The 17,137-nt window shown below is 43.1% G+C and carries 14 protein-coding genes; 4 read left to right on the forward strand and 10 right to left on the reverse strand.

All coding sequences use genetic code 11. The features are described from left to right. Window positions 1–80 precede the first annotated feature (80 nt). The 3 genes from recR to QO187_RS05470 all read right to left on the reverse strand — a co-directional run bounded on the left by recR (window position 81) and on the right by QO187_RS05470 (window position 2,526). On the reverse strand, window positions 81–674 hold the full coding sequence (recR, locus tag QO187_RS05460; protein ID WP_102093641.1) for a recombination mediator RecR: 594 nt from the start codon (window positions 672–674) through the stop codon (window positions 81–83). 118 nt (window positions 675–792) lie between these two features. After that, complete coding sequence (locus QO187_RS05465) at window positions 793–1,122, reverse strand: YbaB/EbfC family nucleoid-associated protein (RefSeq protein ID WP_087040100.1); 330 nt, start codon at window positions 1,120–1,122, stop codon at window positions 793–795. Window positions 1,123–1,233: 111 nt separating this feature from the next. Then, window positions 1,234–2,526 carry an O-succinylhomoserine sulfhydrylase gene (locus tag QO187_RS05470; protein WP_102093639.1) on the reverse strand — a complete coding sequence of 431 codons (1,293 nt, stop codon included), beginning with the start codon at window positions 2,524–2,526 and terminating at the stop codon, window positions 1,234–1,236. A 429-nt stretch (window positions 2,527–2,955) separates the two neighbouring features. Here QO187_RS05470 and QO187_RS05475 point away from each other — a divergent pair, with 429 nt between their 5' ends. The 3 genes from QO187_RS05475 to dusA all read left to right on the forward strand — a co-directional run bounded on the left by QO187_RS05475 (window position 2,956) and on the right by dusA (window position 7,218). Further along, on the forward strand, window positions 2,956–4,599 hold the full coding sequence (locus tag QO187_RS05475) for a phospholipase D family protein (protein ID WP_102093638.1): 1,644 nt from the start codon (window positions 2,956–2,958) through the stop codon (window positions 4,597–4,599). Between the two features lie 221 nt (window positions 4,600–4,820). After that, window positions 4,821–6,125 (forward strand): MFS transporter, encoded by a 1,305-nt coding sequence (locus tag QO187_RS05480; RefSeq protein ID WP_102093637.1) that lies wholly within the window; start codon window positions 4,821–4,823, stop codon window positions 6,123–6,125. 109 nt (window positions 6,126–6,234) lie between these two features. Beyond that, window positions 6,235–7,218: a tRNA dihydrouridine(20/20a) synthase DusA gene (gene dusA / locus QO187_RS05485; protein ID WP_102093635.1), complete on the forward strand. Its 984-nt coding sequence runs from the start codon at window positions 6,235–6,237 to the stop codon at window positions 7,216–7,218. A 66-nt stretch (window positions 7,219–7,284) separates the two neighbouring features. Here the strand turns inward: dusA and QO187_RS05490 are convergent, their stop codons facing one another. From QO187_RS05490 to QO187_RS05505, 4 genes are all read right to left on the reverse strand, one after another. Further along, window positions 7,285–8,073, reverse strand: a complete 789-nt coding sequence (locus QO187_RS05490) for a CPBP family intramembrane glutamic endopeptidase (protein WP_228153192.1) — start codon at window positions 8,071–8,073, stop codon at window positions 7,285–7,287. A 68-nt stretch (window positions 8,074–8,141) separates the two neighbouring features. Next, window positions 8,142–9,032, reverse strand: coding sequence for an alpha/beta fold hydrolase (locus QO187_RS05495; protein WP_102093634.1), 891 nt, complete (start codon window positions 9,030–9,032; stop codon window positions 8,142–8,144). A gap of 280 nt (window positions 9,033–9,312) precedes the next feature. Continuing rightward, entirely contained in the window at window positions 9,313–10,365 is a 1,053-nt protein-coding gene (gene sppA / locus QO187_RS05500; protein ID WP_102093633.1) for a signal peptide peptidase SppA, read from the reverse strand. A 264-nt stretch (window positions 10,366–10,629) separates the two neighbouring features. After that, window positions 10,630–13,548 (reverse strand): ComEC/Rec2 family competence protein, encoded by a 2,919-nt coding sequence (locus QO187_RS05505; protein WP_228153191.1) that lies wholly within the window; start codon window positions 13,546–13,548, stop codon window positions 10,630–10,632. Between the two features lie 245 nt (window positions 13,549–13,793). Between QO187_RS05505 and QO187_RS05510 the strand changes: the two genes are divergently transcribed. After that, on the forward strand, window positions 13,794–14,369 hold the full coding sequence (locus QO187_RS05510; protein ID WP_228153190.1) for a DUF2062 domain-containing protein: 576 nt from the start codon (window positions 13,794–13,796) through the stop codon (window positions 14,367–14,369). Window positions 14,370–14,430: 61 nt separating this feature from the next. Here QO187_RS05510 and QO187_RS05515 read toward each other — a convergent pair whose 3' ends face one another. From QO187_RS05515 to QO187_RS05525, 3 genes are all read right to left on the reverse strand, one after another. Next, window positions 14,431–14,736: a hypothetical protein gene (locus QO187_RS05515; protein WP_057760791.1), complete on the reverse strand. Its 306-nt coding sequence runs from the start codon at window positions 14,734–14,736 to the stop codon at window positions 14,431–14,433. A 178-nt stretch (window positions 14,737–14,914) separates the two neighbouring features. Continuing rightward, the gene (lolD, locus tag QO187_RS05520) at window positions 14,915–15,595 is read right to left on the reverse strand and encodes a lipoprotein-releasing ABC transporter ATP-binding protein LolD (RefSeq protein WP_057760792.1); all 681 of its coding nucleotides are present in this window, start codon (window positions 15,593–15,595) and stop codon (window positions 14,915–14,917) included. A 57-nt stretch (window positions 15,596–15,652) separates the two neighbouring features. Beyond that, window positions 15,653–16,888 (reverse strand): lipoprotein-releasing ABC transporter permease subunit, encoded by a 1,236-nt coding sequence (locus QO187_RS05525; RefSeq protein ID WP_102092330.1) that lies wholly within the window; start codon window positions 16,886–16,888, stop codon window positions 15,653–15,655. Window positions 16,889–17,137: the final 249 nt, after the last annotated feature.

Here is a 17,137-nt window from a genome sequence, read left to right on the forward strand (position 1 = left end):
CATTTTATTAAGATTAAAGGAGAATACAATTATAACAACTTCACGAAATAAAGTGGCTAAGACTTAGGCTTTATCAAATACTATAAAAAAGAGCGGTTTTGCATGGCTTGACCAAGTGTCATACTATCAAGATACTCAAGCTCGCCGCCCATAGGTACGCCTTGTGCCAAACGCGTGACTCTACTCACATGACGATTGACTGCCTCGCTAATAAAATGAGCAGTGGTCTGACCTTCAACGGTTGTACCAGTTGCCAAGATAATCTCTTCTACGGGTTCTTGCTTGACCCGCCACACCAGTTGGTCAATATTTAAATCATCAGCACTGATACCATCGATAGGTGATAAATGCCCGCCTAGCACAAAATAGCGACCACGATACCCTGCTGTCTGCTCAATGGCCATCACATCTGCCGCCGTCTCAACCACACATAGCAGACTGTCATCACGCCTAGGGTCTTGGCACAGTGGACATATATCCTCATCGCTAAAGCTATGACAGCGCTGACACTCAACAATATCGCGCATGGCTTCATCGAGTGCTTGGGCAAGTGCCATACCCTGCGGGCGTTTTTTGCTGAGCAGATGGAGCGCCATTCGCTGGGCGCTTTTTTGACCGACACCTGGCAATATACGCAGCTGCTTGACCAGCTGATCAAATTTGGCTGTAAGCAAAGTGACTTTCCTTTAATTGACTTTATCTAACTGAATTTATAAATCATAGTTATAAAAATAGGGTCGTATCGTGTCGATAACAACCCCATTTTTGTCTTTAGTATGAAGTATTTAATGCTTAAAACATGCCTTGCATACCTGGTGGTAGACCCATACCTGAGGTCGCGCCTGCCATTGTTTCTTCATACAACTCGTCTGCTTGACGAACAGCATCATTGATAGCTGCCGCAATAAGATCTTCGATCATATCAGGCTCGTCTTCTAGCAAGCTTGGATCAATGCTCAAACGCTTGACCACATGACGACCCGTCATCGTTACTTTAACCAAACCACTGCCCGCTTCGGCTTGTACTTCTTTGTTAGCAAGCTCTTTTTTAGCGTTCTCAACGTTTGCTTCTACTTTCTTTTGCATCGTTTGTGCTTGTTGCATCAATGCTTGAATGTTCATAGTTGCCTCTTTATCTTTTATGTTTGAATGTTATACGGTGCGCATCGTAATCAGTAATTATGAACAACGTAAAGTCCATATCATGTATGAACAGCGATTATACCGCTATCTTTACAAACTGTCTAAACCACGCGCCAAATCTTTGATTATATCTTCAACATCTTCCAAACCGACTGATAGACGAATCAGACCGTCTTTGACCCCTGCTTCAGCACGGGCTTCAGGAGTCAGGCGGAAATGTGTGGTCGTTGCAGGATGCGTAATAGTGGTTTTGGCATCGCCCAAGTTATTGGTGATAGAGACCATTTGTGTTGAATCAATCACATGCCACGCCGCTTCTTTGGTATCACGGCTATCAGATGCCTTGACTTCGAAGCCCATGATAGCACCGTAGCCATCTTTCATATGATGCTGACGTGTGGCAAGTTCGTGTGCGCTATGATTGCTCAAGCCTGAAAAGTGCACGGTACTAACGTTGGGATGATTGACCAAAAACTCTGCGACTTGATTGGCATTGTTACAGTGCGCCTGCATACGTAATTTAAGCGTCTCCAGTCCTTTGGTGAATACCCATGCATTAAACGGGCTCATGCTGATACCACCTGAGCGCACCACAGTAAAGGCTTCTTGCATCAGCTTATCACTACCAACCAACGCACCGCCCAACACTCGTCCTTGTCCATCTAGATATTTGGTCGCCGAATGAATAACCACGTCTGCGCCCAAGTCTAGTGGGCGCTGTAATGCTGGCGTGGCAAAGCAGTTATCAACGACTAGTAAGATATCATTGGCTTTACATAGCCCACTTAAGTAACCGATATCGCAAATCTGCGCCAGTGGATTACTTGGGCTTTCACAATAGATCACTTTGGTGTTTGGTTGAACGGCATTGGCCCATGCTTCATTGTCAAAGCAATCAACATAGCTAACTTCAACGCCAAACTTGGCCATATAGTTATTAAACAGCCCAATAGACGAGCCAAATAACTGATTGGCAGCGAGCAGATGGTCACCCGCTTTTAGATATGCCAAGCACATGGTCAGGATTGCACCCATACCAGAGGCCGTTGCAACCGCACGCTCACCGTTTTCTAGCGCGGCGAGACGACGCTCAAAAGTACGGACGCTTGGGTTGGTATGACGAGAGTAAACGTTTCCTGTCTTTGTACCGTCAAAATGTGCCGCAGCATCAGCGGCTGATTGATAAACATAAGAGCTGGTCGTAAAAATCGGCTCTGAATGCTCGCCCTCGTCGGTACGGTGTTGACCTGCCCGCACAGCAATCGTCTGCATACCGTAATCTAATCCTAAATCTAAGGCATCGTTACGCCAGTTTGGATCTAACCCATCGTTTGAGTTTTTTTGGTTCAAATTATTCTCATCTTTCGTTTGCGACTGACTCATAGACGTTCCGTTGCTTTGTTTTGGTTGGTATAAAAGGACTGCTTATTTTTTTGATTATTAAGCAAATTCATCAGCGTTATCATAACATGCCGACTTATTCCACACATCTGGTTTCAGATAACTTCTAATTATTAATTTTGCCTATTAAAATAACTGTATGTTCAATATGACAGCCATTATGCAGATTTAACCGACAATAAATCACGATAAAATCAATCGTCAAACCTAACAAAAATAACGTATTTATAATAGGCAGATATGCTAACAGCTGCTAAGCTTAGCAACGATTTGAATTTTGGCGTTGGTGATATTTTTATAGACCGTCCAATCAATGCTATCATCCTTAAAAATAGATGAACAATTTCAGCAAATTACTTATCCATGCATTTTATTTATCAGTATATTTAGGCTCATCAAGGTAAATTCGTTATGTCGATGTTCAGTATAGAACCAAGCAGCTTATCGTTGAGTCTGATACTTGGGCTGACTTTAGGTCTGAGCGCTTGCCAGAGCCTACCCAAACAGCCACATCTACCTGAGAGCCAAGCGCTATCAGCGCGAGTCAATGCTTTATACCAACAAGAAGACAGCCCAAAGATTGAGCAAAATACAGCGACTACAACCAACAATACTGATCTAGTGGCCGCTGTTAGTGCGCAGAATGAAATTCATCCTGATTTGTCAGGCTATCATCCGATCGTCACTGGGGCAAATGCGTTCGCCGCCCGTAGTATGTTAACAGGTATGGCCACGCGCAATATCGATGCGCAGTATTATATTTGGCATAATGATCAGGCTGGCCAACTGCTATTAAAAGACTTGTGGGAAGCGGCTGAGCGCGGTGTGATCGTGCGTTTGTTGTTGGATGATTTTAATAACAGTGCAAAGTTTGATCAGCACCTATTACGTTTTGCGAGCCACCCTAATATCGCGGTGCGTATCATCAACCCATTAATGCACCGTAAGTTTTCAACATTGAACTACGTCACAGGTTTGCCGCGTATCAATCGCCGTATGCACAATAAAAGCATGACGTTTGATAAACAGATTACCATTATCGGCGGACGTAATATCGGTAATGAGTACCTGAGTAACGATCAAAGCAGCCAGTTTGCGGATTTGGATGTTTTACTGATTGGTAAAGTCGTCGCAGACATTGATAATAGCTTTGCCAGTTACTGGTCATCGCCGCTGTCGTTTGACATCGAAACTTTAGCCAAGTTCGACGATGACGTCACGCCTGATTTTTTGAAGGCATTAGACAAGCTGGGTATAGATGAGGAAAATAACGAAGGCAGTAGCTTGACGGTTTATAAAGCCGCCATCAAAGACTCGACGATAGACACTGATCTGATCAACAAACGCGTGCCGTTTCGTTGGACAGACATGCAGTTTTTGAGTGACGATGTTGGCAAGCTGTCCAAAAGCGTCTCATCTGAGACCAACTTGGTGCATCAACTGCGTACGTTACTCGGTAGCCCAACCAAAAAACTGACAATCATCTCGTCTTATTTTGTCCCGACCAAAGATGGAGTCGATACTTTGGTGAAGCTCGCCGAATCTGGCGTTGATATCAAAATATTAACCAACTCATTTGATGCAACCGACGTGACCGCTGTTCATTCTGGTTATAGTCAATGGCGCCCTAGCCTACTGCGGTCAGGCGTAAAAATATACGAGCTAAAATCAACGGCAGCTGAAGAAAAACGTGACAATAAACTCTGGCGTGCACGCAGTCAGTCATCAACCAGCCTACATGCAAAAACGTTTGCGGTAGACGACTATCAAGTGTTTATCGGCTCCTACAACGTTGACCCTCGCTCTGCCAATATCAATACTGAAATGGGTGTAATCATCAATGATGATGAGTTGGCAAGACAGCTGCACGGGGCGCTGAGTGATGATTTACTAAACCAAGCTTATGAAGTTAAGCTGCTAGACAACGGTAGCTTGGAGTGGCACACCATGGAAGATGGCAAAGAAGTCGTTTACGAGTCAGAGCCACGGGTCGATATGAGTGATCATATCTGGCTTACTATTATGTCTTGGTTACCCATTGACTGGCTGTTGTAGATATATAGCTTATTAATTTTGACAGTTCTAGAACACTTAGTTTTGCGACTCAGTTGTATTAAGTAAACAAAGTACTATTCAAAAACTTTTATTTTAAACCCCAACTTATTGTTTCGGCAAATCATCTTTTATATATCTTGATTTGCCGTTTTTACCATGGCCGGTTATCCAAACGATGATCGTCTTAATGACCACTTTACTCTGTGGATATGTGATCTATTATGCCGACTCGTTCTCAATACGCCCTGATGTCTAAAAAAGACAAAAATACAGTCATATTCGTAAGCTTTATCAGCGCTGTAATCTTTTTTGATTTTTTGATTTACTTGTATATCTCAGATATTGTTTCAGCGGCGATTTTTCCTGCTAATGCTGACCCTAGAGTTGCTAAACTGCAAGGAATGGGGCTTTTTGTTATCGGTTATTTAGCACGTCCAATCGGAGGTGTTCTCATCGGTCGTTATGGTGATATAAAAGGTAGAAAGCCAGTTTTATTGCTAAGTATAATAGTTACCGCATGTAGTCTCCTAGCAATGGCATTTTTACCCACTTATGCACAATGGGGGGCTGCTGCGCCTGCCTTATTTATATTGTTAAGAATCATACAGGGTATGGCGTTTGGTCTTTATGTACCGCTATCTTGGGTATTTGTAGCAGAGCATGTGCCCAGACAATATCTGTCAGTTGCCTGTAGCTATGCGACTGCTAGCTTCTTTGTAGGTGTGCTGTTTTCAAATGCCTTTTTTATGTGGTTATCTAGCTTTATGACGACGACTGAGCTAACTGATTATGGTTGGCGTTTACCATTTTTAGTAGCGGCGGCTCTTAGTTTCTTACCACTCTTATTTTGGCGATTCATCGGAGAAACACCCTTTTTTCTGGCACTTACAAAATTAAATGCCGGCAAAAACTCAGGCAAGCCGCTTACCATACTCTTTAAACACTGCAAACACTCTGTGTTTGTCGGCATGGTGCTGACGTTAGTGATTTCTAGCATTACCTCTGTGGTTGTTCTACTATTGCCAGACTTGATAGAGATAAACTTTACGTTAGACAGCGATTTGTTTGGATTCTCCCATAGCTTGGGCATCGTATTTATGATTTTTGGCTGTATATTCTATGGGATAATTTCTAATCATGAGAATTTTGGTAAGGTTCTAGTAATTGGTTCGATACTCCTCATTGCTCAAATACTAGCCTTCTTTTATCATCTACAAGCAGGTGGCGATTACATTTTAATTATGTACGCGCTTTTGGGATTCTGTGCTGGTATTGTCGGTATGGTTCCTGCTATCTTGGTGCAATTGTTTCCAACCAACGTGCGTCTCACAGGTATCTCTTTTTGTTATAATGTGACCTACGGTATCGTTGGTGTACTGATACCTTTTGGTCTTGGTTATGCCACAACTTTAGTAAGCTTTTCACCAGCACTATACATTGCCTTTATTGGCTTTATCGGTATTATCATGGGGCTTTATTTCTATAATTTGCCTGAATTCAAAAAGATTGATCATGTTATTTTATAAATAATAGATCAGTCACTAATTCGAACGATGTTTAAAACTAAGGTGCAATGAGACATCTCATTGCACCTTATCCATTTGTTTAAGACACAGATATTAAGGCTTGATAACCATGGTTGATATGACCAACAAACGCCTATCAGTCGCTCCTATGATTGATTGGACAACGACAGACTATCGTTACTTTGCGCGACTATTTAACCCGCACACGTACCTGTATACCGAAATGATTAGCACCGGTGCATTGATACACGGTAACCGCGCACGGCACCTACGCTTTGACACACTTGAGCATCCACTGGTATTGCAGCTTGGCGGAGCAGATATCAGTGAGATGACACAATGCGCCGAATTTGCTCAGCAATACGGCTATGATGAAGTCAATATCAATGTTGGTTGCCCTTCTGATCGTGTGCAACACAACAAGATAGGTGCCTGTCTAATGGCAGAGCCAAAAACGGTGGCTGACTTGGTCAAGCACATGCAAGCTGCAGTCGATATCCCCGTGACGGTCAAACACCGTATCGGTATCGATGATTTTGACAGTTACGAGTTTATGGTGGATTTTGTGCAGACCGTTGCGACTGCTGGCTGTACGCGTTTTATCGTTCATGCACGTACCGCGTGGCTACAAGGGCTGAGTCCTAAGCAAAACCGCGAGATACCACCGTTACGTTACGAGGATGTCTATCGTCTAAAACAAGACTTTCCTGAGCTGGATATTGAGATCAATGGCGGTATTGATACCATTGAAGACATAAAAATGCATTTGCAACATATCGATGGCGTGATGATTGGTCGGGCGTTTTATCACAACCCGTATCTATTAGCAGAAGCCAATAGCTTATGGAACGAGGCAGCACCCGACGCGATACCTAAGCGCTCAGAGATTTTAGAGCAGCTCTACCCTTATCTACAAGAACAAATCGCCAAAGGCGAAGCACTACCCACGATGACACGGCATTATCTAGGATTGTTTCAAGGGTTGATGGGTGCACGCAAATGGCGGCAAGCATTGAGCGGCAAACCTCAGCTCACGCTCGATGACATTAAACGAGCAGCCGATGAAGTATTATTGTTAAATCCTGACGCATAGCTAAATGCTGATATAACTGGCTTGATAGAATTCACATGCTATCCATTATCGTGGCTAGCATGTTATCTACGCCGCTTGCGCAAGATACTGCCACATCGCTGCGCCATTATTAATGATATGTAATACGATTGGCAGTAATAGCGACCCTGACTTGATACGTGCATAACAAAATATGAATGCCAAAACCACAATAGTACTGATTTCATAAATGCCATACTGCACATGGATAGTGGCAAATATCAAACTGGTCACGATACTTGCTACTATCGCACCGTGATGCACAGAGTATGACGGTGCGGTGAACTGCTCTTTGATGGCTGACCATAATATGCCACGAAAAACCACTTCTTCGTAAATAGGTGCAACCACGACCATTGCAAAGACCAGCAGCCACACTGAACTAACAGACTGATACAACGGATCTACAAATACCAGCGGCGTCATGTCCAGCATATAAGTCAGCGCCTGACTGGCAATCATAAATATCAGTAGTAGCCCAAGCATGCCTATACCTGCCGACAGTGAGAACGGCTTTAAGGCTAGATATTGACGCAGACTGCCACCTTTTAAACGAATGATAAGCATGCTAATTGCCACTAGCAATACACAGCCGATGAGTATAGACAGGCTCACAACTGTTCCATCATTACTACCAAAATAGAATATCTGCCCTATCGATGTCCTTTCATCGGCAGGTAATACCAGCTTGCCAGCGACATAAACACCTACCAACTGGCTGATAAAAAACGCAAGCACCATTCCTACTGTTAGCACGAATGTACCCACACGCGAAAATAGCGGCAGAGACTTAGGTGAGGCAGTCGTACTAGATGGCGCAGTTAGGTTTTTTGGCATAAAGGCGTCACTTAAAAATACTCTGGCAGCTCATATTTATTACAAGCATGACTGATGGTATGTTGCATTTATTTTGACAGTTGCTGCTTGATCAATCCTAGCACCTGCATTGAGACAGACTCTGGATGCTCAAGTGGGAACATATGTCCTCCTTCGTGAGTCTCATAAGGAATACCCAAGCGCAATTTTATCTGCTGCGGAAAGCGACGTTTCAAAAAGATACTGTCTTGACCAATGATTAAAGTTACAGGCACTTTAGGACCACGATTCGGTGCCAGCCAATACCAAGATGGATTGGTACGGAACACAGCAACTTCGCTAGCTTTAGGGATAGCCAATGTCACTTTGCCATCCGCGCGCTCATGCAAGCCATGATCGATATATCCTTGAAAGCTACGCTCATTAAAATTCTTAAAAAACCCTTTATGTCGCATTTTCTCATATGCTTCATCCCGGCTATCCCACACATCACGGCGATGCTTAGACACGCCAGCTGGTGACAGTTTGTCCATCAAGCGGTTATTCATAAGTGGCAATCTATCTGCTGTTTTTGCTAAATGCCACAACAAGCTGACTTTGCCATAAATCCAAGGCGGATCCATAAGTACTGCTTGTGCAAACAGTTCAGGCTGACGATACGTGGCCTGCAAGGTACACATGGCCCCAAGCGAATGCCCTAATCCTACTACCTGTGCAACGCCATGCTTTTTGCAGGCACTGTTTACGCTATCAATAATTTGCTGCGTTAGACTACGCCAATGATCGTCCACCGGATAATCAGGCGTATCACCCAACATCGCAATATACTCAATCGTAAAAAATTCTGATAAACCTTCAAAAAACGGTTCATATACCGCGCTTGGCATTCCATTAGCATGGGCAAAATGCAGCACAGGTTTATTGGTTATTTTAGAGACAGGCAGTTTAGCAAAAGACTGCAAATTTATTTCATCACTCATGACAGACTCTCGTGGGATCGTTTATGTTATATATTATTTTAATGATTGAACCTTGTACCCTTATTAAAATCAACAGCATCAAAACTAATCCCTTCAAAATCAACTATGTTTATATGGCAAATTTGACGACTGTGTTCGATGGTTATAGTTGTATAGCCAATTTAATCAGGCTATCACTTGGGCCAAGGTTTCTTATCTGGTATTACATACAATTAAGGCTGAGCACAATTATATGCTCAGCCTTAACAATCATACACATTATATCTAAAACATAAAACGCTTAACGCATCTGTCCAGTGTTGCTTTCTTGTGGCAATACATCAAGACTAACGCTAGAGCCAATACCTGCACCTAATTTCACTGCAAAACGGTCCATAAACATTTGGAACGGATCAGTTGGGCTATAGCTAATGATAGTATCTAGATCTAGTTGCTTACTTAGACTTGTGATACTACCTGTTTTGTCTGCTAGGCCTAGCTCAATAGACTGCTCACCTGTCCAGAATAGCCCTGAGAACAGTTTGTTTTGCTCAGGATTTTTCAGACGGTCGCCGCGCCCTTCTTTGACAGCATTGATAAAATGCTTGTGCGTGTTTGCTAGTACTTTTTCAACATGATTTTCTTCATAGTCAGTCAACGGACGAGATAAGCTTAAGATATCTTTATACTCACCAGCCGTAATCGTACGATCTTCTACACCAACTTTGTCCATCAAGCCTTTGACGTTGTAGCTTGGCATAATGACACCGATAGAGCCAACTAAACTTGACGGATTGACATAAATCTCATCTGCGGCAGACGCAATATAATAAGCACCTGAAGCACCGATATCACCAATCACCGCATAAAGCTTTTTGTCTGGGTATTCTTGGCGTAAGTCCATCATGGTCTGCCAAATCTCATCAGACTGTACCGGTGAACCGCCAGGTGAGTTAATGTCCAATGCCACTGCTTTTGAGTTACTGTTTGAAAAAGCGTCTCTCAATGCTTCATTGACATCATACGCATTAGCCACATCGTCATTACTGATGACACCTTGCAGCTCAACCACTGCCAAATGTGGATCGCTAGTATCGACTGCGTCCATACCTGTTGGCGTACTGCTGCAACCACGACCAAGGGTCAAAAATATCAATAAGATATAACCAAAGGTCAATAGTTTAAAAAAGATACTCCAACGACGAGCGCGGCGCTGCTCAACCACACTCGCTAATAACGTGTTTTCCAGCACCTTCCATTCTTGTCCACTTGGCGGGCTTGGTTGCTGCAGTTGCGTTGACTGATTTGCCGAGTTATCAGGACGTTTGTTAGGGTCTGGTGGCCAGTTGGGCATATAACTTCCTAAGTTAGAAACAATCTAAAACAATGAAATGAGGTTGTCGAGAAATACAGCTAGAACAGTGGTGTATACCTGACTGATACTGTCTCACAGTATCTGTGACCTGTATTAATAGGCTGCTAAGTATGGTGGTATTTCGATAATGGTTCAATAGTATAACTGTGAAATATCACTATATTGTAACACTGATAATATAAGCCTTATTTTTGAGGGTTAGTAGTTTCGGCATTGGGAGTGCTATTAATGTTATTTAGCGATTTAGTTGTTTAGCAATAATGCCGCGTCTAAGGGTTTATTATCATAGGTTATAACTTCATCGACTCTTTGACGACTTATGGCATCAGCTGTAATTTGCGAGGTACTATGACCAAGCCAACGTGTATTTTTGAATAGCATGTCATCATTATTCGATTCAACTGAACATAGTAATGACCACAGTTGCCAAACGCGTTGATGAGTGTCAGCATTTAAAATCAAACGCGACTGGAAAGACTCTGACTGTTTGCCAGTTAACTGGTTAGATGCTACTTGTGCTTGAGGGCTGACAGGTGAATTGACAGGTAACGAATTGAGTGGGTCTGCCGCATTGTATCTCAGAACGCGTATAGGCAGATTAGTATCAAGAGCAATCGTACAGTCCCAAACGCTAGTATCACCTATCTTGGTCCAACCAGTGATGACCTGCACTGACAATTCATCGTTAGTCGACTGCCATATTTTTCCTTGCTCACAACGTTGAGCACTGATAGTGGGCGTATCTTCAGATTGCCTAACTGTTTTATAGGCTTGCTGAAATGCAGACCAACGATCAGAGCGCCCTGCTTGCCAATATTGGCTAATGGCTAAACGGTCATTTAATTGAGCAACAGTCATCGGTAGTAGTTCAGAATTTTTAGTATTAGCAATATTCTTATCGTCAGGAATTAACGTATCAGTCAGGCCGTCACTGCTGCTCTGTACAACAATACTCTCTAACTTATTGACAGATAAGCTGCCCAGTTGCTGCTCTAAATTTTCAGATAATTTGTCTGCTGTCAGGCTGCTGGGCATCGTTCGTGTAGAGGCTGGTCTATGGTCAGCTAAGAACAACCAATTGGTATTGTCTTCATTGACGGTAGGATATTGTAGCAATGCTGCCGTTATATACGAATCACCCGTTGGCAAAATATATAGGGTCGATACAGTTACCAGTGACTGCTGATTGGCATACACTGTCATCATCAGTAACGTTAATGGTGGCAACATCAACCAACGGCTGAGTAAACCTCGTGGCAGCAGCCAAGGCAATGCACTTAGCAAAGCCATCGATAGTATCGCGATATTAACTGGTGTATAGAGCCACGCATCCGATAGCGCTGGCAATGACGTCAGCCAAATCATTAAATCATGTAGATGACCGACAATCGTACTAATAACCATCCAAAGAATATCAGCAATACTCGGCATTAAAAGGTAACACAGTCCTGCTAATAAATTGAGCGGTACAATCACCCAACCAAATAGTCCAATAGCAAATAAATTGATAAAAAGACCCCATAACGACGCCTTACCGAATAAAAGCAAAGTAACAGGGAGTAAGGTCAAAAACAGCCAAAACTGTAGTTTAAACACACGCTTAATCATTTGCCAAACACGGTTAGATAGCGCGTTATTGATATGAGTACGCGGCTTATCATCGTATATAGTCGTTGCAGCAGTAGTCTGATGCTGATACGACTTATCGTCATACTTGAGTAATAACGCCACTGCAATAAAAGATAGCCAGTATCCCGCCTGCCATAATACGTAAGGGTCACGCCAAGCCATCAATATAGCAAATGCCAATAGCACGCGCATCGTACTGATAGGAAGCAATATCAATCTGACGAATCCAATCGCTAATAACATCCAGGCCGTACGAGCAGCAGGTACGTCAAAACCAGTAAATAGCGCATAAATAAAAGCAGCACCAATCATTACCCACCAGCGCACTTGCCAACGCGGAATACGACGATAAATCGCTGAATAATTACGATCAAACAGCAGTACAACTATGCCTGCCAATACAATAGCCAAAAACAGTACGTGCGTGCCTGAAATAGCGAGCAGATGTGAGATACCCGCCAGTTGATATAAGTCCTTAGTATCACGATTAATCAAGCTACGATCACCCGTGAGAAGACTTAATGTCACGGCTTTCGCTTGTTGTTCTGCTATCGTTTGTGCTGACCAGTCTTGATAGAAATGCTGTCGTAATCGCCAACGCCCCTGATCGATACGAGTACGAAAGCGCTGAAGATATGAATCAGAGTCTAGCGACTGCTTCGAATATTTTTTATCGCTGATTTCATTGCTAATTTCGCTACTATTTACCAATGTAGGGCTAACGGCCAAAATATTTGCAACGCCATCAATATGCCGACCTCGTAACCAGCGATAACTGTCAAAGCCAGTAGGGTTATTGACTGCTTGCTCAGAAGTAGCTAACGGCGCCAGTGCTAGGCTCATGAATATCTCATCACCGGGCTGCAAATCGTTTAAGGCTACAAACTGGCTATCATTTGCAGACTTTCTTGGATAGGCGTTAAGTAGGACTCGGTGTTCGCTAACTTTGAGACTAACTTCATTGGGATTAACATCGTGATTAGTGCTTAGGCTATTTTTATTTGCATCTAAGTAGTCGGATGTTTTAGTTGCTAACTCTTGGGGCGTTAGCTCAGCGACTAATGGAGCGATATTCGTTATCACCGCTACTTGGCGATACCCGCTGTCTGTAGTGGCATCATAAACACTGTCGCTCAACCCTTCGATACGCACGAGTGCTTGTACTCGTATCGGTGCAGTTATTTCAGTGGTTTCTGCTTGTTGATGAGTAACCAAAGCTTGCAGTGCGCTGCCTATCACTAACGCAGTCGCTAGTAGAGCTAAGACTAAGTATCTAATAATTCGGAAAGGAAGTTTAATATGACGAGATGTGTTGTTAGAGGTATTGCTATCAGCGTTGTGGCTGTCTATCGAGGGTATGTTAAATTGAGCAGACGCCAACAGAATTGTGGCAAATATAGTCAGTGCCAACGACAGATTAGAGGTACCAACTGTCTCTAGCAAAGACAAATCAGTTGGCATTATCACATTATCTGCGACTGCCAATACGCCCATCATAACTATAATTATGAGGCTACCAATCAACCAGTACACCAGCACTCCTTGCTTGATGACTTAAATATTATTCGGCCAAATATGGTTACTTACTATAGCAAATGGTACGCGATGCAATAGCATTTATATTTATATTACCCTATACTGAGGCAACGTATTAGGTGGTAACTATCTGACACCACCATTCTGTGTGTTCTAATCTTTATCCTACTCACTATATATTACTTTATACCAGCTTCTCAATACTATTGAGTAGACTGTAGTTAATGATTAAAGGCGATCCTGTGCCCCAAAAACGTCTAAAAGACCTACTTCCTACACCAGAGAAAATCTTAGAAAGTCGCACTTTAAAGCTGTTTGCACCGCACTTGGCTGATCCAAGGTTATGGCATTTCAATCGACACAGCCTAAATAAGGCCGTCTATATCGGTGTACTAAGTGCATTTTTTCCGCTGCCAGGACAGATGTTACTGGCACTTATTGGCTCGCTTATTTTTCGTGCCAATGTTCCTATGGCGCTTGGTTTGACATGGATTACTAACCCAGTCACTAGCTTGCCCATCTTTTATGCTGGATACTATATCGGTGCAAAGATCATTGATGCACCTATGATTAGCTTGCGATTCATCGGTAGAATGATTGCTGATTTTAGCTTATGGGCATTATCAAATGGTGCCAATCCGTTCATTACTTATCGCGGTACAGTATCGCTTGCTGCATTTTGCATCGGGCTAACAATTTTGGCGGTAGTGACTAGCATCGTTTGCGGATTAGCATTCAAGGCTATCTGGCGCTATAAAACCGTGGCTAGTTGGCAGAAACGTCAGCAAAAACCTTCTGACGAATCTGATAAGCGATAAGTAATCTAACTTTATTACACGGCTATAATACTTACGCCCTAGCTAAGTAAGCTAGCAAAGCTCATTCTTCTTTACTGTTCTCTATAGCATTTAAGACTTTGTCAGTAAAGTTGCTATCCATCGGTACGATCTCAATGACTTCATCATTTTTGCAGAGCGTATAACGTTTACCTGTCGCGCTATCTTGGACTTTTAGGTCGTAATCAACCCCAGCCAAAGTGATGGCATCAAACACAGGTGTCAGTAGCTCCGTTTGCGCTTGTCTATCAAGCGTTTCAAACAAAGTTGGATCGATGTAAGGCTTTAACGGCTCATCACCCTCTTCTGCACTGCCAAAAGCCGCAATTGGATTATCATCTTCACGCATTTTACGCATCCTTATAAAATAGATAAGGCGGCTGGCTCACAACCGCTTAATCGCTAGTTTCTATGATATATTTTCTTAATAATACAACAATAACTTTTCAATATGATAGCCACTATATCCATGACAGACGCCAATAGATGGCGTTTCGGTCAGTTTTTCGACCTAATATAAAAAATTATTAATACTGCTCCCAATGCCCATTGCGTAGCAACAACTGACGATCAGCAAGCGCCGCCAAATTGCGATCATGCGTCACCATAAGTAGCGCGGTTTGCATGGTGCTTTGTAGCTCTGACAACAGGCCAAAGACGCTTTGTGCATTGTCGTAGTCCAAGTTACCTGTTGGCTCGTCCGCCAAAATAAGCGATGGCTTAGTCACTAGCGCGCGTGCAATCGCTACACGTTGGCGCTCGCCACCTGATAGCTCACCTGGTCTATGCATCAAACGATGCTCCAGACCGACATTTTCTAGAATCTCAACTGCTTGCTTACGAGCATCAGTTGTTGATACTTCTGGACGCATCAGCAATGGCATAGCTACGTTTTCGATTGCTGTAAACTCTGCCAAAAGGTGGTGAAACTGATAAATAAAGCCCAAATGCTTGTTGCGCATAGCTCCGCGCTCAGTTTCATTCATGCTATTTAATAACTGACCATGCAACCAAACTTCACCACTGGTTGGCGTATCTAGACCACCAAGCAAATGTAGCAACGTACTTTTACCTGAACCGCTAGTTCCAACGATAGCGATGCGCTCACCCGCATGAACAGTCAGATCAAGACCAGTCAATACTTGCGTACTGACCGCGCCTTCATCATATATCTTATTGATATTGGTCGCCTCTAAAATGGCAGACATAGCGCTTCCTTTATTTTATTTATTTCGGTATTTATTTCGATATTTAGGCGTTTGCGATTACTCATAGCGTAGCGTTTGAGCAGGCTGAATCTTAGCCGCTCGGCGCGCTGGATAAATCGTTGCCAAAAAGCTCAATACAAACGATGCACCTGTGATTAATACCACATCTAACAAACGCAACTGCGATGGCAAGTAATTGACAAAATACGCATCAAACAGGTTCAGACCAAAAGCTTGGTTAATAAAGCCTAAAATATCACTAACTGTAAGCGCAAATATCACACCCAATATCGTACCAGCGATAGTACCGATGACACCGATAACCACACCTTGGACCATAAAGACTTGCGTAATCAAACGAGGAGACGCACCAAAGGTTTTTAAGATTGCAATATCTGCTTTTTTATCGGTCACTAGCATAACCAGACTTGAGACAATGTTAAAAGCGGCAACTAAGATGATCAAAAATAGTAATAGGCCAACCATGGCTTTTTCCATTTGAATTGCTCCAAATAGATTGCCATGGGTTTGTGTCCAGTCATTTGGATATAGCTTTTCAGGTGCGATAGCAGCCGCTTTTTCCGCAGCTATCGGCGCAGTAAAGATATCGTTCAGCTTCATGCGTACGCCCTGCGCACCTTCTGGCAGACGCAGTAACTTTGCCGCATCTCCCATCGGGATAAATGCCATGAGACTGTCTACTTCTGGGCTGATCGTAAAGATACCTGTCAGAGTAAAACGCTTAAATCGCGGTATCACACCTGCTGGTGATGGTGACGCTTCTGGCAATACCAGCGTCACTTTATCCCCTATTTGCAAACCCAAGGACTGCACCATCTCCTCACCCAACACGATACTGAAGTCACCACTTTTCAAGGTGTCAATACTACCTTCAATCATATGCTCATTGATGATAGAGACGTTTTTTTCGTATTCAGGCTCGACGCCTGTCACCATGATCCCTGCGACCTGACCATTTGATGTCAGCATCCCTTGCAGTTGAATGAATGGCGCCACAGCTGCCACTTCTGGGTCTTCTTTGATCTGATCAGCCAGCTGTTCCCAGTCGCCAATAATTTCTGATGAGACCACAGTAGCCTGCGGTACCATTCCCAAAATACGGGTTTTCAGTTCACGGTCAAAGCCGTTCATCACTGATAGCACCGTAATCAATACGGCAACCCCAAGCGTCAGACCAATCATCGAGATGAGTGATATAAAGGAGATAAAGCCATTACTACGTTCTGCTCGGGTATATCGTAAGCCGATAAATAACGCTAAAGGACGAAACATATTCAAACTCTTTATCTTATCTACGTGCGACTTTATATAGGTTGCATAACGAGCAGTAGTAAATGCATCATACAGTTGCTACTGCTCACATATAAATCAAACACAAAAACAGGGTGTCAGACGAGCCAATAACAGCTGTCAAAAGGGAGCTAGTTTGACACAAACTAGCTGATATGTGCCAGTCATTAGCAACACCTGAGAGTATTTTTTACCAAAAAACTGGGTTTTGTTATTATTTTTTATAGGGGG

Origin of the sequence: Psychrobacter sp. Arc9, from assembly GCF_041431295.1 — a bacterium.
Lineage (GTDB): Bacteria > Pseudomonadota > Gammaproteobacteria > Pseudomonadales > Moraxellaceae > Psychrobacter.

Excerpts from the sequence above, each read along its gene's own strand:
- QO187_RS05465 (WP_087040100.1), bottom strand. The coding sequence starts at position 1,122 with ATGAACATTCAAGCATTGATGCAACAAGCACAAACGATGCAAAAGAAA.
- QO187_RS05470 (WP_102093639.1), bottom strand. The coding sequence starts at position 2,526 with ATGAGTCAGTCGCAAACGAAAGATGAGAATAATTTGAACCAAAAAAAC.
- QO187_RS05475 (WP_102093638.1), top strand. The coding sequence starts at position 2,956 with ATGTCGATGTTCAGTATAGAACCAAGCAGCTTATCGTTGAGTCTGATA.
- QO187_RS05480 (WP_102093637.1), top strand. The coding sequence starts at position 4,821 with ATGCCGACTCGTTCTCAATACGCCCTGATGTCTAAAAAAGACAAAAAT.
- dusA (WP_102093635.1), top strand. The coding sequence starts at position 6,235 with ATGGTTGATATGACCAACAAACGCCTATCAGTCGCTCCTATGATTGAT.
- QO187_RS05490 (WP_228153192.1), bottom strand. The coding sequence starts at position 8,073 with ATGCCAAAAAACCTAACTGCGCCATCTAGTACGACTGCCTCACCTAAG.
- QO187_RS05495 (WP_102093634.1), bottom strand. The coding sequence starts at position 9,032 with ATGAGTGATGAAATAAATTTGCAGTCTTTTGCTAAACTGCCTGTCTCT.
- sppA (WP_102093633.1), bottom strand. The coding sequence starts at position 10,365 with ATGCCCAACTGGCCACCAGACCCTAACAAACGTCCTGATAACTCGGCA.
- QO187_RS05515 (WP_057760791.1), bottom strand. The coding sequence starts at position 14,736 with ATGCGTGAAGATGATAATCCAATTGCGGCTTTTGGCAGTGCAGAAGAG.
- lolD (WP_057760792.1), bottom strand. The coding sequence starts at position 15,595 with ATGTCTGCCATTTTAGAGGCGACCAATATCAATAAGATATATGATGAA.
- QO187_RS05525 (WP_102092330.1), bottom strand. The coding sequence starts at position 16,888 with ATGTTTCGTCCTTTAGCGTTATTTATCGGCTTACGATATACCCGAGCA.